20 protein-coding genes are annotated in these 26,371 nt (G+C 50.5%); 9 read left to right on the top strand and 11 right to left on the bottom strand.

Annotated features, from left to right (window positions below; all coding sequences use genetic code 11):
* Positions 1-82: 82 nt before the first annotated feature.
* The gene (gene rpsO / locus GRF55_RS09130; RefSeq protein ID WP_220368108.1) at positions 83-355 is read right to left on the bottom strand and encodes a 30S ribosomal protein S15; all 273 of its coding nucleotides are present in this window, start codon (positions 353-355) and stop codon (positions 83-85) included.
* Positions 356-796: 441 nt separating this feature from the next.
* Positions 797-1,390 (bottom strand): hypothetical protein, encoded by a 594-nt coding sequence (locus tag GRF55_RS09125; RefSeq protein WP_220368107.1) that lies wholly within the window; start codon positions 1,388-1,390, stop codon positions 797-799.
* Between the two features lie 547 nt (positions 1,391-1,937).
* Between GRF55_RS09125 and GRF55_RS09120 the strand changes: the two genes are divergently transcribed.
* Positions 1,938-2,885, top strand: a complete 948-nt coding sequence (locus GRF55_RS09120) for an IS30 family transposase (protein WP_220369615.1) — start codon at positions 1,938-1,940, stop codon at positions 2,883-2,885.
* A gap of 58 nt (positions 2,886-2,943) precedes the next feature.
* Here the strand turns inward: GRF55_RS09120 and GRF55_RS09115 are convergent, their stop codons facing one another.
* The 4 genes from GRF55_RS09115 to GRF55_RS09100 form a co-directional block, all read right to left on the bottom strand.
* Positions 2,944-4,140 carry a homoserine dehydrogenase gene (locus tag GRF55_RS09115; RefSeq protein ID WP_255563782.1) on the bottom strand — a complete coding sequence of 399 codons (1,197 nt, stop codon included), beginning with the start codon at positions 4,138-4,140 and terminating at the stop codon, positions 2,944-2,946.
* Positions 4,133-5,161, bottom strand: coding sequence for a homoserine O-acetyltransferase (metX, locus tag GRF55_RS09110; RefSeq protein ID WP_220368106.1), 1,029 nt, complete (start codon positions 5,159-5,161; stop codon positions 4,133-4,135). Before metX ends, GRF55_RS09115 begins: the two co-directional genes overlap by 8 nt.
* Positions 5,162-5,180: 19 nt before the next feature.
* Positions 5,181-6,467 carry an O-acetylhomoserine aminocarboxypropyltransferase/cysteine synthase family protein gene (locus tag GRF55_RS09105; protein WP_220368105.1) on the bottom strand — a complete coding sequence of 429 codons (1,287 nt, stop codon included), beginning with the start codon at positions 6,465-6,467 and terminating at the stop codon, positions 5,181-5,183.
* Positions 6,468-6,823: 356 nt separating this feature from the next.
* Positions 6,824-7,675, bottom strand: a complete 852-nt coding sequence (locus tag GRF55_RS09100; RefSeq protein WP_220368104.1) for a patatin family protein — start codon at positions 7,673-7,675, stop codon at positions 6,824-6,826.
* 234 nt (positions 7,676-7,909) lie between these two features.
* Here GRF55_RS09100 and alaS point away from each other — a divergent pair, with 234 nt between their 5' ends.
* The 3 genes from alaS to GRF55_RS09085 are packed head-to-tail and all read left to right on the top strand — an operon-like array spanning position 7,910 to position 11,879.
* A complete protein-coding gene (alaS, locus tag GRF55_RS09095) occupies positions 7,910-10,567 on the top strand; it encodes an alanine--tRNA ligase (RefSeq protein ID WP_220368103.1) in 2,658 nt (885 codons plus the stop codon).
* Between the two features lie 20 nt (positions 10,568-10,587).
* Entirely contained in the window at positions 10,588-11,223 is a 636-nt protein-coding gene (locus GRF55_RS09090) for a DUF4923 family protein (RefSeq protein WP_220368102.1), read from the top strand.
* A 14-nt stretch (positions 11,224-11,237) separates the two neighbouring features.
* Entirely contained in the window at positions 11,238-11,879 is a 642-nt protein-coding gene (locus GRF55_RS09085; RefSeq protein ID WP_220368101.1) for a SprT-like domain-containing protein, read from the top strand.
* 227 nt (positions 11,880-12,106) lie between these two features.
* Here the strand turns inward: GRF55_RS09085 and GRF55_RS09080 are convergent, their stop codons facing one another.
* Entirely contained in the window at positions 12,107-12,550 is a 444-nt protein-coding gene (locus GRF55_RS09080) for a hypothetical protein (RefSeq protein WP_220368100.1), read from the bottom strand.
* Between the two features lie 195 nt (positions 12,551-12,745).
* On the opposite strand from GRF55_RS09080, the gene GRF55_RS09075 reads away from it, so the two are divergent.
* The 5 genes from GRF55_RS09075 to GRF55_RS09055 all read left to right on the top strand — a co-directional run bounded on the left by GRF55_RS09075 (position 12,746) and on the right by GRF55_RS09055 (position 22,076).
* Positions 12,746-14,182, top strand: a complete 1,437-nt coding sequence (locus GRF55_RS09075; protein WP_220368099.1) for an ATP-dependent RecD-like DNA helicase — start codon at positions 12,746-12,748, stop codon at positions 14,180-14,182.
* 143 nt (positions 14,183-14,325) lie between these two features.
* A complete protein-coding gene (hflX, locus tag GRF55_RS09070; protein ID WP_220368098.1) occupies positions 14,326-15,579 on the top strand; it encodes a GTPase HflX in 1,254 nt (417 codons plus the stop codon).
* A 30-nt stretch (positions 15,580-15,609) separates the two neighbouring features.
* The gene (locus GRF55_RS09065; RefSeq protein WP_220368097.1) at positions 15,610-17,469 is read left to right on the top strand and encodes a DUF4954 family protein; all 1,860 of its coding nucleotides are present in this window, start codon (positions 15,610-15,612) and stop codon (positions 17,467-17,469) included.
* Between the two features lie 26 nt (positions 17,470-17,495).
* Complete coding sequence (locus tag GRF55_RS09060; RefSeq protein WP_220368096.1) at positions 17,496-20,399, top strand: pitrilysin family protein; 2,904 nt, start codon at positions 17,496-17,498, stop codon at positions 20,397-20,399.
* Positions 20,400-20,429: 30 nt separating this feature from the next.
* Positions 20,430-22,076, top strand: a complete 1,647-nt coding sequence (locus GRF55_RS09055; RefSeq protein ID WP_220368095.1) for a fumarate hydratase — start codon at positions 20,430-20,432, stop codon at positions 22,074-22,076.
* Between the two features lie 492 nt (positions 22,077-22,568).
* On the opposite strand, the gene GRF55_RS09050 is transcribed toward GRF55_RS09055, so the two are convergent.
* From GRF55_RS09050 to GRF55_RS09035, 4 genes are all read right to left on the bottom strand, one after another.
* The gene (locus GRF55_RS09050) at positions 22,569-23,006 is read right to left on the bottom strand and encodes an HU family DNA-binding protein (protein ID WP_220368094.1); all 438 of its coding nucleotides are present in this window, start codon (positions 23,004-23,006) and stop codon (positions 22,569-22,571) included.
* Positions 23,007-23,292: 286 nt separating this feature from the next.
* On the bottom strand, positions 23,293-23,613 hold the full coding sequence (locus tag GRF55_RS09045; protein ID WP_220368093.1) for a DUF4387 domain-containing protein: 321 nt from the start codon (positions 23,611-23,613) through the stop codon (positions 23,293-23,295).
* 19 nt (positions 23,614-23,632) lie between these two features.
* The gene (locus GRF55_RS09040) at positions 23,633-25,009 is read right to left on the bottom strand and encodes an acyclic terpene utilization AtuA family protein (protein ID WP_255563781.1); all 1,377 of its coding nucleotides are present in this window, start codon (positions 25,007-25,009) and stop codon (positions 23,633-23,635) included.
* Between the two features lie 91 nt (positions 25,010-25,100).
* Positions 25,101-26,339 carry a methylaspartate ammonia-lyase gene (locus GRF55_RS09035; protein WP_220368092.1) on the bottom strand — a complete coding sequence of 413 codons (1,239 nt, stop codon included), beginning with the start codon at positions 26,337-26,339 and terminating at the stop codon, positions 25,101-25,103.
* Positions 26,340-26,371: the final 32 nt, after the last annotated feature.

Here is a 26,371-nt window from a genome sequence, read left to right as displayed (position 1 = left end):
GTGTCTTTTTTATTGGTTAATAAAAATCCCCACAATAAAAAGTTATTGCAGGGATATTCTTTCTCATGTAGCACCAAAGTGCTTATCGGCGCAGACCCAGTGCCTTCACAATCGCACGATAGCGCTCGATGTCGCGGTCGTAAAGATAGTTGAGCAGTGCACGACGCTTGCCGACCAACTTGGTCAATGAGCGTGCGGTGCTGTGGTCTTTGTGGTTTTTCTTCAAATGCTCGGTCAGGTGCTTGATGCGGTATGAGAACAATGCAATCTGGCTCTCTGGTGAACCTGTATCGGTAGCACCGCCCTTACCATACTGTCCGAAAATCTCTTGCTTTTTTTCTTTGTTTAAATACATGTTGTAAATTGATTAATAAGTTTTTAATTACATCCTTCAGATGCGGGCTGCCTTAATCACAACAGGACATCCTCGAATGCATCGGATTTTCCGAATTCGGCTGCAAAGTTACGCATTTTATTTTAATGCGACAAATGTTTTTCTGTTTTTTCTGCGGGGTTTACGAAAATGAAAGCACAGGCATTTCCGACCAAATTCAGTGAAATTGAAGACCAAATTCAGTGAATTTGGTGAGTAAATTCAGTGAATTTGGTTTTCAGAAGTCGAACTTTCACAAAACAAATCAAGTTGAATTGATGATCAAATCAAGTTGATTTACTTACCAAATCAACTTGATTTGGTTAAAAGTAGTTTTATTCCATCGGCTTAATCATCGACTCGATGAACTGGATTTCATCGTCCAAATCTTTCACGAGATTGCCGTTTCCGTCGTATTCATGCTCAATGTCTGCATGCGTCTCTGGCTTCTCCCTTGATTGTGTCTTTGCGCACCCTTATTATAGGATTAATTAATATGTCGTTTGTATCATTATTGAAGATAATGTCTGGAATTCTATCTATGTCTTTTCCTTCCGTTGGTTTGTTCATTTTTATTTCCAGTTTTGACACCAGTTCCTTGGTTGAAACATTCTGTAGCCATTCACTACCAGTACTGTCTTGGGGAGATACGTGAAACCATAATTCAATAGAAATACTATCACCCGGTGCAAAATAATTATATCTACAATTACTACGGTAGCCATTAAACCGACTACAAACATCATGGAACCTAGATATTTTCAATGAATGCCTTGACTTGATACCGACTGTAATAGGGCTATCGTATGGATAGCCTATTGGAATGAATATGGAGTCATTGGATTTGTTTATAACCAAATGGTGAGTCAATATACTTCTTATAAAATAATCATTATCCATTTCGTCTGTCCTTACCTTTATTTTATCGCTAACCTCGGTTAAATTCGCATGCAAAACGTATTCATCGGAGCAAGCAAACAAAAGGAATACTAAAGTGGCAATTAATAATTTCTTCATCTTTTTAATATTTATTCCCGTAATAATTTATTTTTATACTCTAACATTAATTTTTTATAAGTATCAGTTGTTGTATTCCATGTCGGATGACTCATTATTTGATTGAATATGTTTGTCAAGACATCCCACCTTGCTCCATAATCATACCAATCCAACCCATGATGGCGGTCTAACTTCTTACCGTTGTACTTATATGGCTGAATCGGCGTGTGGTACTCCGCACGAAGCTTTTTGCCTTTCGCATCGTACGTATAAACATGCTTGCTATAGTCGGAGAAGCGTATCATACTCGGCAAAGATAATGAAAACCGAGCGCAGAACAAAATAAATTCATTTGTTTTTTTATGGCGGGTGCATCCATAAGTTCCAATAAGAAGTGCAAATGGTTTTCAATTGTAAGCCCTCAACCATGTAAAACACTCGTGGAACGCTGTCGGCAAGGGGCAGACAGCCCCGGCGAGACATTGATTCACCAGTAGCAATACAAAAAAAAAGCAAAAAGGGAGACTGCTGTCTCCCAAAGATTAGTTAACTTTGTATTGTAATGATGTATCATCAACTAACCTCACAGCAAAGGTACACAATTTTCGTGTTACGGCAAAAGAATGTAGCGATAAAAGACATCGCTGATACGATAGGAGTGCATTACAGCACAGTCTATCGTGAGTTGAAACGCAACAAAGGCACACACCATTACCATTATGGTATAGCCCAGCATAAGTGTGACGAGCGTAAGCACAGGATGAGGAGACACCGCAAGTTCTCCATAGATATGCGAAGGAGAATCGTCTCACTCCTGGTGTGTGAGCAGTGGTCGCCGGAACAAATCAAGGGATGGATGGAAAGGAATGGAGAAAAGTGCGTTTCAGTAGAAACCATCTATCAATATATCCGATTTGACCGCAAGTGCGGAGGAGAACTCTACAAACACTGCAGGCACCGCCTGAAGAACATCAGAAGGACTGCCGAAACTGCACATACTGCCATAAAGGACAGGGTAATGATAGAACAGAGGGAAGAAGAGGCTGACGGAACACGATTCGGGGATTTCGAAATGGACACCATCATCGGAAAGGACGGAAAAGGGGCAATCGTTACAATTGTCGAGAGAAGCCGGGACTTCTTCATGATGAGAAAACTCAGACACGGGAAAAACGCAAAGCAGCTGGCAAAAACCGTAGTAGCCATGATGACACCGTACATAGGAAGGATAAAAAGTATTACCACAGACAACGGAAGTGAGTTCGCTGAGCACAAATACATAGCAGAGAGACTCAAAACAAAGATCTTCTTCACACATCCATACTCATCATGGGAGAAAGGAAACATAGAAAACACCAACAAACTCATCAGGCAATATATACCAAAAGGAACTGACTTTAAACATATTTCAGAGGAACAAATAAAGAGAATACAACATAAAATAAACCGTAGGCCAAGAAAAAAACTAAACTTTTCCACACCTACTGCTGAATTCTTCAAAAAAATAACATAACTTTGCACTTGCTACTGGAATCTACAATCTTATCTTATGTAAATTTAGCGAGTTATATTCAATCCAGCGGATATGCAGCGAGGAAAATGTCAGCCTTTCTGAGCGTATCGGCTTTCTGAAGCAGCTCTGCCATCGTCACGGTGCCAACGATATAGTTGTTGTGGGCAGAATTGTAGCTTTCCTCGATATTGACAAACGAAATCAGTCTGAGGTCTTCCTTGTGCGTATAACGGTAATAGATGCGGAACGTGAAATCGTTTGTAAAGGTGGGTTTGCGAAGACTGTTCCGTTTCTTGTATTCGTATTTGTAGCGATAAAGCTGGGCGGTGATGTCGCTGAGCACAGCCGACCCCGTAGGGTGTCCGCCGGCTCCGCGTCCGAACATGAACTGCTTGTAATAGAATAATCCTTTGATGACCACTCCGTTGAACTCATCTTCCACGCTGTAGATGTATTTCTGTCGTGAGATGAGTTGAGGCATGACTGACAGGGAGAGGCGTTCGGAGTCAATCTTCTCTGCACAGCCAACCACTTTGATACGTCGCCGCTTCTCACGTGCAAAGTTGATGTCGCACTCTTTCATGTTGCCGATGCCGAAGGTGAAAATCTGTTCGGGGCGGATGTAGATGCCGAATGCGTGCATGGTGATGATGATGAGTTTGTAGAGCGTGTCCCATCCACCGATGTCCAGTGTCGGGTCGGCTTCGGCAAATCCCAGCTGTTGTGCCAGTTGGAGCGCATCTTTATAGCTCATGTCTTCGTTGAAAACCTTTGAGAGGATGAAATTGGACGACCCGTTGAGAATGCCTTTGACCGAGATGAGCAGGTCGTTGTCGTAATACTCTTCCAGATTTCTGATGACAGGAATACTGCCACAGGCAGAGGCATCGTAGAGCAGTGCCACCTGCTGTCGTTCCTGTATTTCGATGAGCTCTTCCAGATGGTTGGCAAGCATCTTTTTGTTACCGCTGACGACGGGCAGTCCTTTTTGCAGCGCATGCTTTACAATGCAATATGCAGCTTCCTCGTCGCTGATGAGTTCGACAATCAGGTTGACCGCAGGATTGTTGAAGATGTCTTCCGGTCGGTTGGTAATGGGGAGTCCGATGTCCTGATGTTTCTCGGTGTGCAACACGCAAACCTGTTCTATTCTTACATTCTCCGGGCATATTTGCTTGAGCACGTCGTGCAGTCCTTTGCCCACAGTTCCGTAGCCGAACATGCCGATATTGATTTGTTTCATGGTATTATTCATTTGATTGTTTTTTTGTTTTTTGATAGAAGTTCATGATGATGTCATTCAGTTGGTCGCTTTCCACGAGGAATCCATCGTGGCCGTATATGGAGTCGATGACGTGATAGTCAGCATGTGGAATGTGATTGACCATCCGTTTGTGGCGCTCCGTCGGGAAAAGAATGTCGCTGCTGATGGCTATGACCAGCGTCTTTGCAGTGATTTTCTGGAGGGCGTTTTCGTCGCCGCCACGTCCTCTCCCGATGTCGTGCGAATCCACGATTTGTGAAATCCGGTAATAAGAATAGGCATTGAAACGCTTGGCGAGTTTCTCTCCCTGGTAGCGTTGGTAGGAGGCTGATTGCCGTTCAAAGAGCACGGACTGGCATTCGTCTTGTGTGGCGTTGTATGCCTTTCCGCCTCTATAGCTCAGCAGGGCAATGCTTCTGGCGGTAGCCATGCCCCTAAGTCCCGCTTGGTCGGTCTCTTCTCCGAATGTGTGGTCGTTTTCTATCGCCATTCGTTGTGATTCGTTGAAGGCGGCTACCCATGGCGTGCACCGGGAGTCAGAGGCAATGATGACCGCCCTTTCAATAAATGCCGGATCTGTCACGCACCATTCGACACACTGAAATCCGCCGACGCTACTGCCAATCAGCGTGTGAATCTTTTTTATTCCCAAATGGGCAGCCAGCAGTTGGTGTGCCGTGACCACGTCTTTGACGCTGATATGAGGGAATGTCCCGTACCAAGGCTTGTCGGTGAGCGGGTTGACAGACAGCGGTCCGGTCGTTCCGTAACACGAGCCAAGGATGTTGGCGCAGACGATGAAGAATCGGTTGGGGTCTAAGAAACGTCCTTCGGCAACAGTGTTTGGCCACCATTCCCTCACATCGCTGTTGGCTGTGAGTGCGTGACAGACCCAGATGACGTTACTTCCATCGCTGTTGATCTTCCCGTAGGTGTGATAGGCTATGGTGATGTCGGGCAATATCTCACCACTTTCCAGTTTGAAATGGTGGGGATAGTGAAAGGTTTTCATAATTGTTGTCGCTTGTCTTTCAGATGAATTTACTTGCTTGTTCAAAGTCGTCAATGATGTCGCGCACATCTTCCAGCCCCATAGAGATGCGTAGCAGGGTAGGGGTGACACCCGCACTCTTCAGGTCTTCGTCGTTCAATTGCTTGTGGGTGGTGGAGGCAGGATGGGTGACGACAGTGATGGAGTCGCCCACCATGACCATATTGGCGCACAGTTTCAGTGCCTCTACAAAGCGGACGGTGCTTTCAGCATCTCCTTTCAGTTCGATGTTGAGGATTCCGGAGGTCCCGTTTCGGAAATATTTTTTTGCCAGACGATGACTTTCATGCCCCTCGAATCCTACGAAACTGATGTGTTCAACGTAATCGCACTGCTTGCAATATTCTGCGAGCTGACGAACGCTCTTGGTCTGATGTTCTAACCGCAGCGACAGCGTTTCTAAGCCGATGAGGTTCAGATAACTGTCGAAAGGCGATGGGCAGCAGCCCAGGTCGCGGAGAATGTCAACCCTGGCGCGGGCAATGAAGGCCCCGAATCCGAACGTTTCCCAGAAGTTCAGTCCGTGGTAGCCCTCTGACGGACCGTCAATCTGTGGAAATTTTCCGTTCGACCAGTTGAATTTTCCCCTGTCAACGATCATGCCGCCGATGGCGTTGCCGTGTCCGTTGATCCATTTTGTGGCTGACTCGACGACGATGTCGGCTCCCCAATCAAATGGGTTGCAGAGGTATCCGCATCCGCCGAACGTGTTATCTACCACAAAAGGAATATTGTTGCGGTGCGAGAGTGCTGCCAAGGCTTCCAAGTCTGCCACGTGGCAGGTCGGGTTCCCCATGCTCTCGGCAAAGAGGAGTCGGGTGTTTTCATCAATGAGATTCGCAATGTCCTCAATCTCGTCCGTCGGAGCAATCCTGCAGTCTATTCCCAATTTCCGCAGGGTGATGCGAAAGAGGTTGTAGGTACCGCCATACAGGTGGGGCAGTGCAACGATGTTCTGTCCGTTTTCTGCCAGCGCTGTGATAGTGGCTGTGATGGCAGACATGCCCGATGAGGTGGCAAGGGCGCCAATCCCGTCGTACAGTGCTGCCACGCGACGCTCGAAATCGCTGCATGTGGGGTTGGTGATACGCGAATAGATGTTGCCTGGAGCGGTGAGGTTGAACAGGTCTGCAGCGTGCTGACAGTCCTTGAAGTGGAAGGCTGCCGATGGATGAATGGCACTGCCGCGCGAATAGGTCTCGTCAATGGTCCTGCCACCGTGTATCTGACGAGTGGCAAAGTGTGTGTGTTTGTTTTCTTTTTCCATGATTGATGATATAATTACTGTCAACAGAAAAACATCCTGTCAACGGCTGTTTGAAAATAAATAAAAGGATTTTGTTTAGTGTATTCAAATGGGATACACAAGGTAGCGCGTAGCCACCTGTATCAAAATACAAGTGCCTACCGGCACATTCGCATCATCATCGATGAAAAAGAAAGTGCATTGAAGGGGATAAGATTCGTGTCTGTTCTCATCTCGTTATTTCTCAAATGCGCTGCAAAAGTAATTAAAAGAAATAAAACTACCAAAAATAAATAAGGATATTTAGAAAAAATCTTTGTTTTTATTATAAAATGCAAGTTGTATTGGTTTTTTATGCGACGCTATGAATGGGTTGTTCAGCCTCCCAGAAACCGCTTGATTTGTTCCAATTGTTGTTCGGCGGTTTTGCGTCCGATATCGTAAACGGCTTTCATCTCTTCGGGATTGTGCGACACGTGACCGATATCAAGCGCATGCGGCGGTCGTATGACAAGCGCTGAGCCGGCATTTTCCCTCGCGCGTACATATTCTAACTGGCGGTTATACATCAGGTGTCGTTCCGCCAGGGCGCGCACCATGTTGGGATATTTGCGCAGCCAGAGGCGCATGAGGGGTAGGAAAGGGTTTTTCTTTTTCACGTAGCCGTCGGGCTGGGTGAGAACGACTACGTTTTGACTGAAGCCCTTTTCTTCAAAAAACTGCAGGGGAATGCTGTCGGAAACGCCACCGTCGAGCAGTTTTTTCCCTCCCAGTTCCACCATCTTCGATACGACAGGCATAGATGCCGATGCACGAATCCAGTCGTATGCCTGATGACCACCTTTTTCAAGGAGATGGTACACCGCCTCGCCACTCTCCACGTCGGTGCAAACAACATAATATTCCGTCGGGTCAGCCTCGAACGTTGCATTGTCGAAGAGGTCGAGTTCTGAAGGCACTGTGTGGTAAGCAAACTTGGCGTTGAATAAGTCCCCTGTGCGGAAGAACGACCACCAGCTGCAGTAGCGCTTGTCACGGGCAAACCGCATGTTGTAGCGAATTGCGCGACCCGCCTGGTGCGACTTGTAGTTGCAGCCGAAAGCGGCTCCTGCCGATACGCCGACAATGCCGTCGAACGCAATGCCCGCCTCCAGCATCACGTCCATCACGCCTGCAGAGAACAAGCCCCGCATGGCACCACCTTCCAAAACCAATCCCTTTCTTGTCATTTTTTCTGTTGGTAAAAAAAGCAGTGCAAAGGTACGACTTTTTTCTTTTTTTTGCATCAAAAATCTTTTTGCTTTTGTTTCGATGACGAAAATATATTCTGCCCCCAGTACCTTCCCGTCGTTTTTTCTGCAGGCAATAAGCACAGGTAAAACTGAAAAACAGAATATTTCTTTACTCCGCAGGCTTATAATTCGGGATTTTTGTCTAAATTTGCAGCAAAAATATCACATATCATGATGACAGCAAACGAAATACGCGACTCGTTCAAACAATTCTTCGAGTCGAAGCAACACACCATTGAGCCTTCGGCACCGATGGTAATCAAAGACGACCCCACACTGATGTTCACCAACGCAGGTATGAACCAGTGGAAAGACATCATCCTCGGAACGCGCTCTCCGGAGCCGCGCCGCCGTGCCGACTCGCAGAAGTGTCTGCGCGTGAGCGGCAAGCACAACGACCTGGAGGAGGTGGGTAATGACACCTATCACCACACGATGTTCGAAATGCTCGGCAACTGGTCGTTCGGCGACTATTTCAAGGAAGGTGCCATCGACATGGCATGGGAATATCTGGTGGAGGTGCTGAAACTGAATCCTGAAGACCTCTACGTCACGGTATTCGAAGGTTCGAAGGAGGAAGGACTGGAGCGCGATGACGAGGCTGCCGGCTACTGGCGTAAGCATGTGCCGGAAGACCACATTATCAACGGGTCGAAGCACGACAACTTCTGGGAGATGGGCGACACAGGTCCGTGCGGTCCGTGTTCGGAGATTCACCTCGATTCACGCTCGGCGGCGGAGAAAGCACAAGTGCCGGGCAGGACGCTCGTCAATAAGGACGACCCGCAGGTCATTGAGATATGGAACCTGGTCTTCATGCAGTATAACCGAAAGGCTGACGGTTCGCTCGAAAAACTTTCGATGAACGTGATTGACACGGGCATGGGATTCGAGCGACTGGTGCGCGCCATTCAGGGTAAGCAGTCGAACTACGACACCGATATTTTCCAGCCCTACATCCATGAGATGGAGCGACTGACAGGGCTCAAATACGAAGACAAGGAGCAGCACAATGGCAGCGTGGACGTGGCGATGCGCGTGGTGGCAGACCACCTGCGTGCCGTGTCGTTCTCGATTGCCGACGGACAGTTGCCCGGTAATGCAAAGGCGGGCTATGTCATCCGACGCATCCTGCGCCGTGCCGTCCGCTACGCATACACGTTCCTGGAACAGAAAGAGGCATTCATGTTCAAACTCGTCCCGACGCTCGTCCACGAGATGGGCGACGCCTATCCCGAGCTGAAGGCGCAGCAGACGCTCATCAGCCGTGTCATCAAGGAAGAGGAGGAAGCCTTCCTCCGCACACTCGACAAGGGAATATCGATGCTCGACAAGGCGATGGACGAAATGAAAGCAAAAGGAGTCAAGACGCTCGACGGCGAACAGGCTTTCCGTCTGTTCGATACCTACGGCTTCCCGCTCGACCTCACCCAGCTGATTTGTCGCGAGAACGGATTCACGGTGGATGAGAAGCAGTTCGACGAGGAAATGCAGAAACAGAAGGAGCGTGCCCGCAACGCCGCCCAGAAAGAGAGTTCGGACTGGGTCAGCGTGGAACATCCCGATGGCGGGCAGCAGACTGAGCAGCAGTTCGTGGGATACGACTACACCGAATATGAATGTCGGATTCTCCGCTACCGAAAGGTGACACAGAAGAAAAACAGCTATTACGAACTGGTACTCGACTATACGCCGTTCTATGGCGAGATGGGTGGACAGACGGGCGACTGCGGCGTGCTGGTCAATGAAGAAGAGACGGTGAACATCATCGACACCAAACGGGAGAACAACCAGAGCGTGCACATCGTCAACGAGCTGCCGAAGCATCCCGAAGCCAACTTCATGGCGTGTGTCGATACGGACAAGCGTGAAGGCAGCGCCGCCAACCACACGGCGACCCACCTGCTCCACTATGCCTTGAAGCAGGTGCTCGGCGAGCATGTGGAGCAGAAAGGCTCGTTCGTCAGTCCCGATACCCTGCGCTTTGACTTCTCGCATTTCCAGAAAATGACCGACGAGGAGCTGCGTGCCGTAGAGCGGATGGTGAACGACATGGTGCGTCAGGACATCGCTCTCGACGAGCACCGCGACACACCGATTGAGGAAGCGAAGAAGTTGGGAGCCGTAGCCCTGTTCGGAGAGAAATATGGCGACCGCGTGCGTGTCGTCCGCTTCGGTAACAGTTGTGAGCTCTGCGGTGGTATCCACGCCCGCAGCACGGGTCAGATAGGTTTCTTCAAAATCGTTGGCGAAAGTTCAGTAGCTGCTGGTATTCGACGCATCGAGGCAAAGACGGGACGCGAGTGCGAGGAGATGCTCTATCAGTTGGAAGACACCCTGCGTGCAGTGAAGTCGCTGTTCAACAACGCAAAAGACCTGCAAGGCGTGATAGCGAAATATATCGACGAACACGACAGCATGAAGAAGGAGATTGAGAGCTTCCAGGCGCAGGCTGTGGAGCGTCTCAAGGAGCAGTTGCTCAGCAAGGTGCAGGAGGTGAACGGCATGAAGATGGTCAGTGCCGTACTGCCCATCACGCCTGATGCAGCCAAAGACCTTGCCTTCAAACTGCGACAGGCAGTGCCCGAACGGCTGCTCTGCGTCATCGGAAGTCATCATCAGGACCGCCCGCTGCTGACCGTCATGCTGAGCGACGACATGGTCAGCGAGCAGCAGTTGAATGCCGGTCAGATGGTGCGTGAGGCAGCGAAGCTCATCAGCGGCGGTGGCGGCGGACAGCCCCATTTCGCTACTGCCGGCGGAAAGAACATCGACGGACTGTCGGCTGCTGTTGATAAAGTGGTGAGTATTGCCACGTCGAACACATAACTCATTAAAAAACATAGACTATGAAGAAAATTTCATTATTCGTGATTGGCGCTGCCTGCCTGCTTACGACAGGATGCGCCACCATGGGAACGAGCACTGGAAACGGTAATGTGCTGGGCAATGTGCTGGGCTCCATCGTCAACGGCGGCTCAATTACCAATGTTATTACCAGTGTCATCGGACTGGACAAGATCAACGCGCAACAGCTCGTCGGCTCGTGGCAATACACCGGACCGGGCGTGGCGTTTACCAGTGAGAACCTTCTGGCAAAGGCGGGAGGCGAAGTGGCTGCACGGCAAATCGAAGAGAAGCTGCGCGAGCAATACGATAAGGTGGGCATCAGCAGTGCGAACACCTTTATCACGTTCACAAATGACAACACGTTTGAAGGCAAGGTGGACGGAAAACCGCTCAGTGGCACCTACACACTGGACGAGAAGACGGGTGCGCTGAAGTTGAAAACCCTCCTCTTGACGCTCAACGGCTACGTGAAACGCAGTGGATTGAACGGCATCAGCATCGTGTTTGAGTCGAAAAAACTGCTGAGCGTCTTGCAGACACTGGCTGCCATGAGTGGTAATTCGAGCATCGAAGCCATCGGAACCATCAGCAAGAACTACGACGGCATCCGCGTAGGTTTCAACATGGGTAGATAGTCGGTGCCCCACACATGAATCAAGAGACACTGAAGGCGTGGTTCACACAGTTCAACTGGGAGTATTTCAACGGTGAACTGCCTGAACCGCGCCTTTTGCTTTCCCGCTCACGGACGCGGTTGGGCTCTATGGCATATAAGCGAAAAAGGAGCTGGGGGAGGGTCAGAAACAGCGACTACACCATCCGCATCTCCACCTATTACGACTGCGGTGAACGCGAGTGGCAGAACGTGTTGCTCCACGAGATGATACATCTCTATATCGCCAGCAAGCGACTGCGCGACACCTCCTCGCACGGGAAACTGTTCCGGCAGTACATGGACCACCTGAACAGCAACTACGGATGGAACATCCGGGTTTCAACCTCTACGCGCGGTTGGCAGCCGACCGTCGCCCCCAAGCGGAAGCACCACACGGTGCTCGCCCTGCGCATGAAGAGCGGGAAATGCTTTCTCACCGTCGTCAACCCGCAATATGTTGCCCGCCTCAAGCAGCAGATAGAGACCATTCCCGACATCGGCGGCAGCTGGTGGTTTGAAAGCGACGACGACTATTTCAACAATTTTTCTGTCGTGCGCAGTTTGCGGGGGCGTTCAGTTGACCCGAAAAAGTTCGAAGAATGGGTGAGTCGGATACCCCTTTCTGCGAGTGAATAATTATACACTTAAAGACGTATAAATATGCGGTTGAACTTTCGTTTTCCAAAAGTGCCACTTTTGCGTTCCAAAAGTTCCCCTTTCAGCTCCTAAAAGTGCCACTTTTGCAAGCTAAAAGTGGCACTTTTGGAAAGGGGTTTTTAAGCCACTGATTATCAGTTGTTTGCAAAGCGGACTCTCAAAGGACTGCCGTTGCATAAATATACATGTTGCCCGTCGGCGCATTTTCAGAATCCACCCACTTTCACTCCGGGATAGTCGCCCGTCTGTTCCGCTTTCTCAGTCAGGCTGCCGATGGCTGCTTCGTCAAGTCCATGCAGGTATTGTCGGTAATGTGCGCCGCACTCCATCTGCGGGAGGGAGCGTCCCGACGGTGTTATCTCCACGGTCGTGCGCAGCGAAAAGCGTTCGTGGTCGGAGTAGGGCACGAACAGCAGCGAGTCAGCCAGTAGTCCGTTGCGCACCAATGTGTCGAGCGATTCCGCATAATGGCCGTGTTGCCGGCAATAGGTCTCCTGTGCTTGCCCGATGATGTGCAGGCGTTCCATGACCACTTTCTCGCGTTCGGCACGCTGGCGTTCGAATGTCAACGGGCGGCTGACACTCAGAAAACACGCCACGGCAAGCACCAGCACGCAGACAACCAACAGATAATTCAGACGATGCTTCATGATTCTAATTCTATTTTTTTTACCTCATCCCTGCAGAAAAGAAAAACTGTCTCAGGAAAAAAGCGGGCTATTTGTTACGCTCTCCCCTTGTTTTTTATTATCTTTGCAGAAGATATAAATTATATCTGCGGAAAGATAAGTATTTTGCAAAGATACAACAATTTGCTGAAAAAAGGGATTTGAACCGATAAAATCATGATTACCGATGAACTGGCACTCATCATACGCGAAACGTTCGGCATGGAACCGACCGCTGAACAGGAACAGGCGTTGCAGACGTTCTGCCGTTTTCTGACGAGCCGACGGTCGCAGCCGGTGATGATTATGCGCGGATGTGCCGGAACGGGAAAAACATCGTTGGCGAGTGCGTTTGTCAAGACGATGAAGCGGCTGCAGCAGAAAGTGGTGCTCATGGCTCCGACCGGTCGTGCAGCAAAGGTGTTCGCACTGAACAGCGGGCACGAGGCGTTCACCATCCACCGTCGCATCTATCGTCAGCAGTCAGGAGAAGGAGGGCTGGGGCGTTTCTCGCTCGACTACAACAAAGAGCAGGACGCGCTGTTCATCGTCGATGAGGCATCAATGATTGCCAACGACGGACAGAGTCAGAGCATCTTCGGCAGCGGACGGCTGCTGGACGATCTTGTGCAGTTTGTCTATTCCGGTCGCAACTGCCGCCTGCTGCTCATCGGCGATAAGGCACAGTTGCCGCCCGTCGGCGAGGAGGAGTCGCCGGCATTGGTGGCTGACGTGATGCGCGGTTACGGTCTTGATGTGTTCGAATGCGACCTGAACGAAGTGCTTCGCCAGGCACAGGACTCCGGTATTCTCTACAACGCCACGCTGATTCGGCAGCAGGCTACGGGCGAACGGCTCATCCAGCTGCCACGCATCCAGTTCAGCCAGTTTGCAGACATCAGTAACGTCCCGGGAAATGAGCTTATCGAGGCGCTCGAGAGCAGTTACCGCGAGGAGGGAAAGGACGAGACGATGGTCGTCACACGCTCCAACAAGCGCGCCAACGCTTATAACCTGGGCATCAGAAACACTATTCTCGGGCGCGAAGAGGAACTCACGACGGGCGATATGCTGCTCATCGTGAAGAACAACTACTTCTGGGGCAGCGAGGAGAAAGAGAAGAAAAAGGCGTTCTCGTTTATTGCCAACGGCGACCGTGCTTGCGTCCAGCGTGTGCGCAACATCCGCGAACTGTACGGCTTCCGCTTCGCCGACGTGTGGCTGACGTTCCCCGACTACAACGACGTGGAACTGCAGACAACCGTCGTGCTCGATTCGCTCCACACCGAGGCACCGGCACTCACCCGCGAGCAGGACGAGCAACTTTTCAACGCCGTCATGGAAGACTATGCCGACATCCGTTCGAAGGCGGAACGAATGAAGAAAATCAAGGAAGATCCGTACTATAACGCCCTGCAGGTGAAATACGCATACGCCGTCACCTGTCACAAAGCGCAGGGCGGACAGTGGGCGCACGTCTATATCGACCAGGGCTATATGACCGCCGAAATGCTCACACCCGACTATATCCACTGGCTCTACACCGCCTTTACACGCGCCACGGAACGGCTGTTTCTCGTAAACTGGCCTGAGCAGCAGACGGAAAGTCGGTGACAGTCATGTGCAGAGTAACGAAAGGCTGCTTTCTTTTTATGCCGAGTATCGCCTGACTTATGACTGATAAAAACGAAAGAATTCGTCATTATTCAGCGTGTTTTTGGAGAAAAGTCGCTATATTTGCAAATTAAATAGAACGTATGAAAGAATTTATTCTCTCGGAAACGAAGGCAGAGACTGCCGTTTTGGTCGGACTTATCACGCCACAGCAGAATGAGGAAAAGACACGCGAGTATCTTGACGAACTCGAGTTTCTTGCCGACACTGCGGGTGCGGTGACGGTGAGGCGTTTCACGCAGCGTGTGAACGGTCCGAGCCAAACGACGTATGTGGGCAAAGGAAAGTTGGACGAGATACGCGACTATATCCAGAGGGAAGAGGATGCGGAGCGCGAGGTGGGAATGGTGATTTTCGACGACGAGCTGTCTGCCAAGCAGATGCGCAACATTGAGGCTGTGTTGAAAGTGAAGATTCTGGACCGCACGAGTCTGATTCTCGATATTTTTGCCATGCGTGCGCAGACGGCGAATGCGAAGACTCAGGTGGAGTTGGCGCAATACCGATATATGCTTCCGCGCCTGCAGCGCTTGTGGACGCACTTGGAGCGACAGGGTGGCGGTTCAGGTTCGGGCGGCGGCAAGGGAAGTGTGGGCTTGAGGGGTCCGGGCGAGACGCAGTTGGAGATGGACCAACGTATCATCCGTCAGCGCATCTCGCTGCTGAAGGAGCGTCTCACGGAAATCGACAGGCAGAAGACGACGCAGCGGAAAAACCGCGGGCGGCTGATTCGTGTGGCGTTGGTGGGCTATACGAATGTGGGCAAATCGACGATTATGAACCTGCTGGCGAAGAGTGAGGTGTTTGCTGAGAACAAACTTTTTGCGACGCTTGACACGACCGTGCGTAAGATGACGATTGGGAACCTGCCGTTTCTGTTGGCTGACACTGTCGGGTTTATCCGCAAGTTGCCTACAGATTTGGTCGATTCTTTCAAATCGACGTTGGACGAGGTGCGCGAGGCAGACTTGCTGCTGCATGTGGTTGATATCTCTCACCCTGATTTTGAGGAGCAGATAGCTGTTGTTGAGAAGACGCTGGGCGACTTGGGTTGTGCTGAGAAGCCGTCGATGGTGGTCTTTAACAAGATTGACGCTTACAGGTGGGTGGAGAAGGAGGCTGATGACCTTACACCGCCTACGCGTGAGAACGTGACGCTGGAGGAGCTGAAGCGCACTTGGATGGCGAAGCTGAACGAGAACTGTCTGTTCATCAGTGCGCGTGAGCGGCAGAACATTGAGGAGATGAGGCGCGTGCTTTATGAGAAAGTGAGACAGCTGCATGTGCAGAAGTATCCTTATAATGATTTTCTTTATCCTTCGGAAGGAGACTCTTAAAATATCTATTAATAATAAAATTGAAGAATTATGGAAGACTATCGTTCACTGACGTTTGAGGAGATTGGCATTCTTGAGAGAGGAGGCTGTCAGGCTGAGGACTGGAATAAGGTTCTGGTGGCTGAGGGGTTCCGCGCTGAACCTTTGAAAAATGTCTCTTTCTATGGTGATGTCCGGTTGGGTGTGTTTGAGAAAGACCTTGAGGTGAGCAAGGGTTTTATGAAGCATTCGGGCATCAGGAATGCCACGCTTCGCAATGTGATTATCGGCAACGACTGCCTGATTGAGAACATCGGTAACTTCATCAATAACTATACCATCGGAAATGAGTGTTATATCTCGAATGTGAACACGATGGAGACGACTGAGGGTGCAACCTTCGGAGAGGGGCATATCATCTCTGTGCTCAACGAGGTGGGCGACGGCAACGTGGTGTTGTTCGACGGTCTGACGAGTCAGTTGGCTGCTTTGATGGTGAAGTATTGTCACGACAAGTTGTTTATGAATGCGATTAAGAAGCTTGTCAGACAGGACATTGTCTTGACGGTGCCTGACCGTGGGACGGTGGGTAACCATGTCAAGATTTTGAATACGGGTGAGATAACGAACACGCATATCAATGATGATTGTGAGATTATCGGTGCCTGTCGTCTGAGCGACTGTTCTATTAAGAGTATTCCTGAGGCGAGTGTGTATATCGGGAGTGGTGTGATTTGTGAGAACTCCATCATCTACGACGGCTCGTCGATTCTGAATTCGGTGAAGCTAGAAAACTGCTTTGTGGGTGAGGCTTGTCAGATTAGTAATGGTTTTACGGCAGAGAGTAGTATTTTCTTTGCAAATTCGTATATGTCGAACGGCGAGGCGTGTGCTGCTTTCTGTGGTCCGTTTTCGGCTTCCCATCACAAGAGTTCGCTGCTTATCGGCGGTCAGTTTTCATTTTACAATGCCGGTTCGGCGACCAACTTCTCGAACCATGCTTACAAAATGGGACCGATACACTACGGGACACTTGAGCGCGGTTCGAAGACAGCCAGCGGTGCTTATATCCTGATGCCGGCGCATATTGGTACGTTCAGTGTCTGTTTCGGCAAGCTGATGTATCATCCTGATACGCGTTCGCTGCCGTTCTCTTATCTGATTGCTTATGGCGACACGATGTATTTGGTTCCCGGTCGGAATCTGACGACGGTTGGTCTTTACCGCGACATTCGCAAGTGGCCGAAGCGCGACATGCGTCCCCGGAGCGGTCAGAAGAGTATTGTGAACTTTGACTGGCTGAGTCCTTTCTCTGTAGGCGAGATTCTGCGCGGAAAGAAGATACTTGAGGATTTGCGGTCAGCGAGTGGTGACAACGTTTCGACGTATAATTATCATGAGTATGTAATCAAGGCGAGCACGCTGCGTAAGGGTATCCAGAACTATGACATGGCGTTGCGCATCTTTATGGGAGCGACGCTGAAGCGACATACGCTGGAAGACCCCAAAACGGAGATTGGGAAAGGAAAATGGAACGACCTTTCCGGGTTGCTCTTGCCGGAAAGCGAGGAACTGAAAATTGTAGATGACGTGAAAAACGGAAATATTCAGGACATCAATGACGTGCTTGACCGTTTCCGCACCATCCACGAGAATTATGCAGAATATCGTTGGGCGTATGCTTACCAGTTGATTTGCGACTACTATGGTCTGGACAGATTTACGGAAGCGGAGGCTGAGCGTGTGCGTGAAGACTATGTGACGGCTCGCCGTGCGTGGATTGCAGAGATAAGAAGCGATGCGGAGAAGGAGTTCCAGCAGGGAGACGTAGAGGAGGATTTGCTGACCAACTTCCTGCAACAGTTGGACAAGGAGCATGAATATGAGAACGCTTCGCTAATAGACAAATGAAATCTTAAACCAAAATAACCGAGAAAATGAAATTAAAATCATGGATGATTGCCTGTCTTTTGACACTCGGAATGAGTGCGCAGGCGCAGAATTACAAGTATGAGACCGTTCCCGGTGACCTGATGCAGACACGCATCTACACGCTGCCGAACGGGCTGAAAGTTTATCTCTCTGTGAACAAGGAGACACCGCGTATCGATGCTCACATCGCCGTTCGCACGGGAAGCCGAAACGACCCGGCTGAAACGACGGGATTGGCTCACTATCTCGAGCACATCATGTTCAAGGGAACGAAGCTGTACGGCACGAACAATCCCGAAGCAGAGGCTCCGCTTCTGGACGAGATTGAGCAGCGTTTCGAGGCTTACCGCAAGTTGACTGACCCGGTTGCGCGTAAAAAAGCCTATCATGAAATCGACAGTGTGTCGCAGATTGCTGCCAAATATTTCATTCCGAACGAATACGACAAACTCATGTCTGCCATCGGTGCACAGGGTACGAATGCCTATACATCGAACGACGTGACTTGCTATACGGAGAATATTCCTTCGAATGAGGTGGAGAACTGGGCACGCATTCAAGCCGACCGTTTCCAGAATATGGTGATTCGCGGTTTCCATACGGAGTTGGAGGCTGTGTATGAGGAGAAGAATATCGGTATGGCGCAAGACAACCGCAAGGTTTGGGAAGCGATGAACAAGAAGCTTTTCCCCACGCATCCTTACGGAACACAGACGACAATCGGTACGCAGGAACACCTGAAGAACCCTTCTATCACGAACATCAAGAACTATTTCAACCGTTACTATGTGCCCAACAACGTGGCAATCTGTATGGCTGGTGACTTCAATCCCGATGAGGTGATTGTCATCCTCGACAAATATTTCGGTTCATGGAAGAAGAGTGAGACGCTTTCTCGTCCTGAATATGGACCTCAGCCAGCCATCACGGCGCCGATAGACACGACCATCGTGGGTAAGGAGGCAGAGAACCTGCGTCTTGCTTGGCGCTTTGACGGTGCGCGCAGCGGACAGGTTGATACGCTCGTCGTTATCGGCAACATGCTGACTAACGGTAAGGCTGGATTCTTCGAGACCAATCTTGAGCAGACGATGAAGGTGCAGAGTGTGAGCGCCGGTCCGTCGGGAATGGATGACTATTCGATGTTCCTCATTTCGGGACGTCCGAAACAGGGTCAGACCCTCGAAGAGTTGCGTGCATTGATTCTCGGAGAGTTTGAGAAATTCAAGCGCGGAGAGTTCAGCGACGACCTGCTCCCGTCGGTTATCAACAATATGAAACTCGACTATTTCCGTGCGCTGCAGAGCAACCGCTACCGCGTAGGCGAAATGGTTGACGCATTTATCTGCCATCGCGACTGGGCAGACATAGCTACGCAGTTCCAACGTGCAGAGAAACTGACGAAGCAGGAGGTTCTGGATTTTGCCAACCGCTATCTCAACGACAACTTCGTTTGCGTATATAAGAAAATAGGTACGGACGACACACAGAAGAAAATCGAGAAGCCGGAAATCACCCCGATACCGACCAACCGCGACATGTCGAGCGCCTTCCTGAATGAAATCAAGAATTCGCATGTGGCACCGATTCAGCCGCGTTTCCTCGATTTCAAGAAAGACCTCACGGTGAGCAAGACCAAGAAAGGTCTGCCACTGCTCTACAAGCAGAACACTGAGGACGGACTCTTCACGCTGGTGTTCCGTTACGACTTCGGAACAGAAGACATCAAGGGCTTTGAATTTGCACCCAGCTATCTCGAATATGTGGGTACAAATAAGAAGAACGTGAGCCAGCTGAAGCAGGAGTTCTACAAACTGGCATGCGACTACCGCATCAGCGTTGGTTCTTACGGAACGACGATTTCTCTTACCGGACTCAATGAAAACATGCCTGCTGCTTTGGCACTGCTGGAAGAGCTGATTCTCAATGCTAAAGGCAATAAGGACAGCTACGATCAGTACGTGAACCTCGTCATCAAGTCCCGCAACGATGCGAAAAAGAATCAGCAGCAGAATTTCAGCCGTCTGACCAGCTACGTGGAGTACGGTCCGTACAATGCGGCTCTCAATACGCTCTCAGAGCAGGAACTTCGCAGTTGTGACCCGCAAGCGATGCTCGACCAGCTGAAGAAACTCTTGCAGTTCGAACACACCGTGATGTATTATGGTCCGATGAGTGAGAAGGAACTGGATGCAGTGCTCAACAAGAACCACAAGACAGCGAAGAAACTGGTGAAGGCTCCTGCCGGTCGCGAATATATGGCTCAGAACACTCCGCAGAACGAAGTTTACATTGCTCCGTATGAAGCAAAGAACATCTATATGCGTCAGTATCACAACGAAGGAAAAGACTGGTCGCCGGAGAATGCTGCACTCATCCGTATGTTCAACGAGTATTTCGGTGGCGGAATGAACAGCATCGTGTTCCAGGAACTGCGCGAGGCACGTGGCTTGGCTTACAGTGCGTCGGCTCGCTACAACATGCCGTTCCGTCCGAACGAGAAGGAAGACTACTATACTTATATCGTGTCTCAAAACGACAAGATGATGGACTGCATCCGTGTATTCAACCAACTGCTTGAAGACATGCCGCAGAGCCAGGCAGCCTTCGACATCGCAAAGCAGAGTGTGATGAAGAGTTTGCAGAGTGCACGCACCACGAAGTTCAATATCCTCAACGCATATTACAATGCCAAGATGCGCGGACTTGACTACGACTTGAACGAGAAAGTCTATAACATGCTGCCTTCCATCACGTTGCAGGATGTGCTCAACTTCGAGAAAGAGAACATGACGAACAAGACCTACAAGTATATCATCCTCGGCGACGAGAAGGAACTCGACATGAAGGCGCTGGAGAAGATTGGTCCGGTTCATCGTTTGACGACAGAGCAAATTTTCGGTTACTAATACATTATTAATATATAAAACAGAAACATTATGGCTAACACACCAGAGTTTAAGTATGCGCCCATGTTCCAGACAGGAAAGGACGATACGGAATATTATCTGCTGACGAAAGAAGGCGTCAGCATGAGCGATTTCGAAGGACAACCCATCCTGAAAGTAAGCCCCGAAGCACTGACCATGTTGACGCAGCAGGCTTTCAAGGACGTATCGTTCCACTTGCGCCGTGCACACAATGAGCAAGTGGCTAAGATTCTCCACGACCCGGAGGCTTCCGACAACGACAAGTACGTGGCGCTGACCATGCTCCGCAATGCGGAGGTATCAGCCAAAGGACTGCTTCCCGTTTGTCAGGACACAGGAACCGCCATCATCCACGGTGAAAAGGGACAGCACGTGTGGACGGGATGCTGCGACGAGGAGGCTCTCACGCGCGGTGTCTATAATGTCTATACCGAGGAAAACCTGCGCTATTCGCAAAATGCGCCGCTCACGATGTATGAAGAGGTGAACACACGCTGCAACCTGCCGGCACAGATTGACCTTGAGGCGACAGAAGGCATGGAATACCGCTTCCTCTTCATCGCAAAGGGTGGCGGCTCTGCCAACAAGACCTACCTCTATCAGGAGACCAAGGCGCTGCTCAATCCGCAGAAGCTCGTGCCCTTCCTCGTAGAGAAGATGAAGACGCTCGGAACGGCAGCCTGCCCGCCTTATCACATTGCATTCGTCATCGGCGGAACCAGCGTTGAGCGCAACCTGCTCACCGTGAAGCTGGCATCGACCCACTTCTATGACAACCTGCCGACGACGGGCGACGAGACCGGACGCGCATTCCGCGACCTCGAGCTGGAGAAGACGCTGACCGATGAGGCACACCGCATCGGACTCGGTGCACAGTTCGGTGGAAAATACATCTGCCATGATATCCGCGTCGTACGCCTGCCGCGCCACGGAGGCTCATGTCCTGTCGGAATGGGCGTCAGCTGCTCGGCAGACCGCAACATCAAGGCGAAGATCAACAAGGACGGTCTCTGGATTGAGAAGATGGACGACAAACCCTACGAACTCATTCCCGAAGAACTGCGTCGTGGCGGCGAGGGCGAGCCTATCCGCATCAATCTCGACCAGCCTATCGCCGACGTGTGCAAGGAGCTGTCGAAATATCCCGTTGCTACGCGCGTGCTGCTCAACGGTACCATCGTTGTGGCGCGCGACATTGCTCACGCCAAGCTCAAGGAGCGTCTCGACAGTGGCGAGGGACTGCCCGAATATTTCAAGAACCATCCTGTATATTATGCAGGACCGGCAAAGACTCCGGCAGGAATGCCGTGCGGCTCGATGGGACCGACCACCGCACAGCGCATGGACCCATACGTTGATCCGTTCCAGGCGGCAGGCGGTTCGCTCGTCATGATTGCCAAGGGCAACCGCTCGCAGCAAGTGACCGATGCCTGCCAGAAGTATGGCGGTTTCTATCTGGGTTCTATCGGCGGACCGGCAGCCGTGCTTGCTCAAGACAACATTAAGAGCATCGAGTGCGTGGAATATCCCGAACTCGGAATGGAGGCTGTCTGGAAGATTCAGGTCGAGGACTTCCCCGCATTCATCCTCGTTGATGACAAGGGCAACGACTTCTTCAAGCAGCTGAAGCCGTGGTGCCCGGGATGTGCGAAATAAAGCCATTCATTTATAAAAGAAAAGTGCGCTCCAGTTTTCTGGGGCGCACTTTTCTTATGCCTTTAAGTGATATCTACGTTTGCTTACGGTATATAAAAAAGCCCCAGCGTTTCGCAACGCCGGGGGATCGATAATTAAAAAGTAGATAAAAATAATAACAATAATAATAATAATAAAGTTATGTAAATGAATTACATGCAGGAGGAGATGCCTGTTTCACAACAGACGGCGAAAAAGTTTTCCTCCTCCAGACTTTTACAAGTGGGCTGAATGCCTCACGGCAGCCTGAATACCCAACTAAAATCTTAACATCTATAAATAAAGTAATGAAAAATGAAAATCTTCTTTCTTGTGGAAAGTGCGTGAAACCACGGGCGCACGGCGCAGTGCTGACAGGCAGTTTCCGCTGCGTTTAACATAGCGGGGCGCTGCATTGAACGCAGCGGGGCGCTGTATTAAACACACGAATGCGCTACGTTCAACGCAGCGCATTCATGGATTGTTTCCCCCGTCCTTGCTTCCTTCACCCCACTCCTTGAATTCGAGCGTCGAGGCAAGGAATCGCGTGCCCCGCTTGCCGTTCGCCTCGTAGAGCCGGTCGGGCTGGAAGATAATGTGCGACGACTTGATGTTCTTCACTACCGAGAAATCCCGTACCGTGGCGGCGGGCGACGTGCGTATGCCAATCTTGAAAGAGCCGAACCCGTCGAGCTTCACGCGGTGACCCTCCTCGAGCATCTTGTTCATCACGTCGGGCAGCTCGGTCAGCACCGCCATCACGTCCGACTTACGCACCGAGGCAATGTCCTGAATCTCACGGGCGATGTCCTTCATCGTCTTCACCTGATTCACTCTCACACGGGCATACCACTTGCCCTTGTTCACAAAACCTTCACGGTTGTTCTGATACAACGTATAAAATACTGCCATAACTGAAATTAATTTTTTATAATTAGATATTTCCTGAATTATGCTGCAAAGATACGAATAAAAAATCAAGAAAAAAAGAAAGTTTAGTCAAAAAACCGTTAAAACGGGGGGTAATCGTTAAAAAAATATTTAACACGCAGAAAAATGTTCACACCACATATATATGATAATGTGTATTCATCCGCGCGAAAAGAAAACAATCGCCGTGAATCTGCGGCAAAAAAAAGAAAGATACCCGAACGGATGCGGGTATCTTTCTCTGTGTGACTGAAGTCCTGTCTGTCGCTTAGAACTCCACTTCCATGCCCATCAGCGGCGCGTGCTGCTGAGCGCCATAGACGTCGGTCTCACCGAGCGCGCCGGAAGGAATGGGACGGCGGATGGTGATCTTGACAGCCTTCGCCGGGTCGAAATAGACGAGGTGGAAGATGTCGCTCTCGGGAATGCCATAGAGCTTCGCGAATGCTTCCTTCGTGATTGACTGCGCTGCCTTCACCTTTCCGTAGGTCTCGAAATCCTTGAAAATCACGTCGAAGGTGAGCTCGTAAGGACCACTATTCTTGCTGCGGATGACCGATGCAAGTTCTATCAGTTGATGTTTTTCCATGTCTGTGTTCCTTTCTTTTTTAGAAGTTCATGTATGTGATGGGGAACGGAGCGCATGTGTCTTCGATGCGCATGAGGTGATAGACGTTGAACTCATAGACGGCGCCCATCTTGCAGTCGCTCGGTGAGAACGGGAATGCGAGGTTGCCGGCAGTGGAGATACGTCCCTCGTAGCCATAGTGGAGCATGGTTGAACGTGCGAAGCCACAGATGGTGTTCGCCTCTTCCTGCGTGGGAGCCACTGCCTCGATGATGATGAGCAGCTCGTCGCTTTGTGAGTCGGGTGTCTCGGGGAACATGTGCATCACGCCTTTCTTGCCGTAGATCTTGAAATCCAGATAGAAGTCTTTCATTCCTGAGTTGCGGAAGTTGTCTTCCACACGCTCACGCACCTTCTCTACGACGGTGTCTATCTGGCTGATCATCACGGGGTCGTGGGTGGCTGCCGGCGACATCGTGCGATAACCGACGCGGCGCACACCCTCGAGTTTCACGAAATATTCCTCCGTCGGAACAAACTTCGTTCCGCTCACTTCCACCTGTGTGTCGCTCAGCTGGTTGAACTTGGTCTCGTGCAGGTCGAGCGCACCGCCCGGTCCGGGCAGGAAGTACGGGTTTGACTTCTCGTAGAGCGAGTGGGCTGCAACTGAGAGTGCCGTACACTTGCGTATCGGGTTGAGCGGCTCAACGACGAAGCTGTCTTTCTTCAGCGTGCCGAGCATACAGTCGCTGCCGCTGCCGGGGAGTGCTGTGATGGCTGCACATTCGAGAATCTTACCCATGTGGATAGCCAGAGCCTTGTCGAATCCCTTGCTGATAGCCAGTGCCGAGAACTCGCACGGGTCGTAACTGCGACCGGCGAGAATCACCTGTGCTCCTTCTTCAAGCGCCTTGATATACGGCTCTTCGCCCATCTGGGCAACGATGTGGATGGATTCGTCCACGTCAGACTCCTTCAGCTCTGGAACGGGTCCGAGCGGAGAGATGTCGCCCTTGCGGATTTTCTCCTTGATATAGTCTTTTTCAAATTCAGACTGGATGACAGCCATTTTGAAGTGGAGATTCTTCTCTGCCACGATTTCTTTGATGATGCCGATCGTTTCCTCTACATGAGGACGTGCACCGCTTCCGCCTGCCGTACCGATCATGCAGGGAATGCCTGCTTCGAGCGCTGCAGGAATCATGATGGCGAGGTCGCGCTTCACCGCATTGCGGTCAGTGAAAGAGTAACCGGCGCCCAGATAGTAAGGTCCGGGGTCGGTAGAACCTGCGTCAACAGCAATCACGTCTGGCTGCCGGCGCATGCCTTCCCAGAAAGATTCTTCCGGGAAACCATATCCGAGGATAGCTGTCGGGGACAACACTCGGATTTCGTTTTTATTTTCAGTGTTCATCATCTTTTTATTTAAATAATGTGTCAGATGACCGGTACGAGCCATTGGCAAGCGTCAACATCTCTGATACCGGTCATCCGACTGATACCTGTTATTATTTTGTAAGAGCGAGGATGCGTGACATCTCGTTGAAGACAATCATGTAGCCCTCGTCAACACCCATACCTGGTTTTGCGAGATACTGCTTCGGCTGTGTTGCCATCGCTACGTGTGCACCGACTTCTGCCGAGCGGTTGGTCTCGTTGCAAGTACCGCCCAGATATGCGCCCATGCCGTTCTGACGGCAATAGAGCACTGCCTCGATAGAATTGTTGATACCGCCGAGGTCTGGTGTCTTAATCTGTGCCATGTGGCCAGCCTTTGCCTTTGTAAAGTCAACCACGTCCTCGAATGTGTTGCACCACTCGTCGGCTACGATTTCAGCATCTGTTCCCAGTTCTTCCATGTAGCGGCGGATGGCTGCGAGTGCTTCAATCTGAGCCTGTTTCTCGCCCATATCCACCGGACCTTCGATGCGGAGGTGGAACGGCTGTGCTTTCTTAGCAAGACCGGCGATGTACTCTGCGATGCGCTTGAAGTCATTGTTGAAAACCAAGCCGAGCGTACCATATACGTCGATGTGGAAAATCGGATTGTAGTCTGGGCGAGGCTTCTTGTCGAGAATGCGGTCGCGGAGCCACTCTACGTATGCCTCGAGTTTCTCGCCGTTCACGCCAGTCTTATCCTCTACGTGGTTGAAAAGAGCGTGAGGAAGAACGGCAGCTGCCTTCATGATCATCTTGTCGGCATTCATGTAGCGGTCGTCGCCTGACTGTGTGAAGATAGGAATCATCTCTTTGCTTACCTGTGTTCCATACTCTTCGGCAATCACTTCTGCCATGAGTTTGTGCTGGCTCTTAGCCACTGCATCGAGACAAGCCTGAGTAACGCCGTAGCGGATAGCTGTGTGATAAACCTTGCCTGTTGACGGGGAAACCATCTTGTCAACAATGTCAGCCATCTCACGGAACTTCGTGATTTCGATGCCCTCATATTTCGGAGCAATTTCCTTCTCGATTACGGGGATGAAGTTCTCAGCGAGGAACAGCGGGTCACGTCCGCCTGCACCGGAATACTGAACGGCAGCGCAGTCGCCATAAGCAATCTGCCCGTCTTCAAGAACAAACATCACAGAGATTGATTCACCCATCTGTCTTACTGAAGTAAAACCAGGAGTCATCGGCTCGCCTACATAGAAGTTGCCGTCGTTTTTTGCACCAGCCTTAATGGCTTTCTGATCGTCGAAGAAGAAACCTGTCTTCCCGGCAGAACAAACTACTTTTTTGATTTTCATTTTACAATTGATATTTAAAGTTGATTACTTTA

It is taken from the genome of Prevotella sp. Rep29 (assembly GCF_019551475.1).
In the GTDB taxonomy this organism is placed as follows: Bacteria; Bacteroidota; Bacteroidia; order Bacteroidales; family Bacteroidaceae; genus Prevotella.
Note: the sequence above shows the minus strand (reverse complement) of the source record. Positions and strands in the feature narration are given on the sequence as shown.

Coding starts and splice junctions, on each gene's coding strand:
- rpsO (WP_220368108.1), bottom strand. CDS start 355: ATGTATTTAAACAAAGAAAAAAAGCAAGAGATTTTCGGACAGTATGGT.
- GRF55_RS09125 (WP_220368107.1), bottom strand. CDS start 1,390: ATGAAGAAATTATTAATTGCCACTTTAGTATTCCTTTTGTTTGCTTGC.
- GRF55_RS09120 (WP_220369615.1), top strand. CDS start 1,938: ATGTATCATCAACTAACCTCACAGCAAAGGTACACAATTTTCGTGTTA.
- GRF55_RS09115 (WP_255563782.1), bottom strand. CDS start 4,140: ATGAATAATACCATGAAACAAATCAATATCGGCATGTTCGGCTACGGA.
- metX (WP_220368106.1), bottom strand. CDS start 5,161: ATGAAAACCTTTCACTATCCCCACCATTTCAAACTGGAAAGTGGTGAG.
- GRF55_RS09105 (WP_220368105.1), bottom strand. CDS start 6,467: ATGGAAAAAGAAAACAAACACACACACTTTGCCACTCGTCAGATACAC.
- GRF55_RS09100 (WP_220368104.1), bottom strand. CDS start 7,675: ATGACAAGAAAGGGATTGGTTTTGGAAGGTGGTGCCATGCGGGGCTTG.
- alaS (WP_220368103.1), top strand. CDS start 7,910: ATGATGACAGCAAACGAAATACGCGACTCGTTCAAACAATTCTTCGAG.
- GRF55_RS09090 (WP_220368102.1), top strand. CDS start 10,588: ATGAAGAAAATTTCATTATTCGTGATTGGCGCTGCCTGCCTGCTTACG.
- GRF55_RS09085 (WP_220368101.1), top strand. CDS start 11,238: ATGAATCAAGAGACACTGAAGGCGTGGTTCACACAGTTCAACTGGGAG.
- GRF55_RS09080 (WP_220368100.1), bottom strand. CDS start 12,550: ATGAAGCATCGTCTGAATTATCTGTTGGTTGTCTGCGTGCTGGTGCTT.
- GRF55_RS09075 (WP_220368099.1), top strand. CDS start 12,746: ATGATTACCGATGAACTGGCACTCATCATACGCGAAACGTTCGGCATG.
- hflX (WP_220368098.1), top strand. CDS start 14,326: ATGAAAGAATTTATTCTCTCGGAAACGAAGGCAGAGACTGCCGTTTTG.
- GRF55_RS09065 (WP_220368097.1), top strand. CDS start 15,610: ATGGAAGACTATCGTTCACTGACGTTTGAGGAGATTGGCATTCTTGAG.
- GRF55_RS09060 (WP_220368096.1), top strand. CDS start 17,496: ATGAAATTAAAATCATGGATGATTGCCTGTCTTTTGACACTCGGAATG.
- GRF55_RS09055 (WP_220368095.1), top strand. CDS start 20,430: ATGGCTAACACACCAGAGTTTAAGTATGCGCCCATGTTCCAGACAGGA.
- GRF55_RS09050 (WP_220368094.1), bottom strand. CDS start 23,006: ATGGCAGTATTTTATACGTTGTATCAGAACAACCGTGAAGGTTTTGTG.
- GRF55_RS09045 (WP_220368093.1), bottom strand. CDS start 23,613: ATGGAAAAACATCAACTGATAGAACTTGCATCGGTCATCCGCAGCAAG.
- GRF55_RS09040 (WP_255563781.1), bottom strand. CDS start 25,009: ATGATGAACACTGAAAATAAAAACGAAATCCGAGTGTTGTCCCCGACA.
- GRF55_RS09035 (WP_220368092.1), bottom strand. CDS start 26,339: ATGAAAATCAAAAAAGTAGTTTGTTCTGCCGGGAAGACAGGTTTCTTC.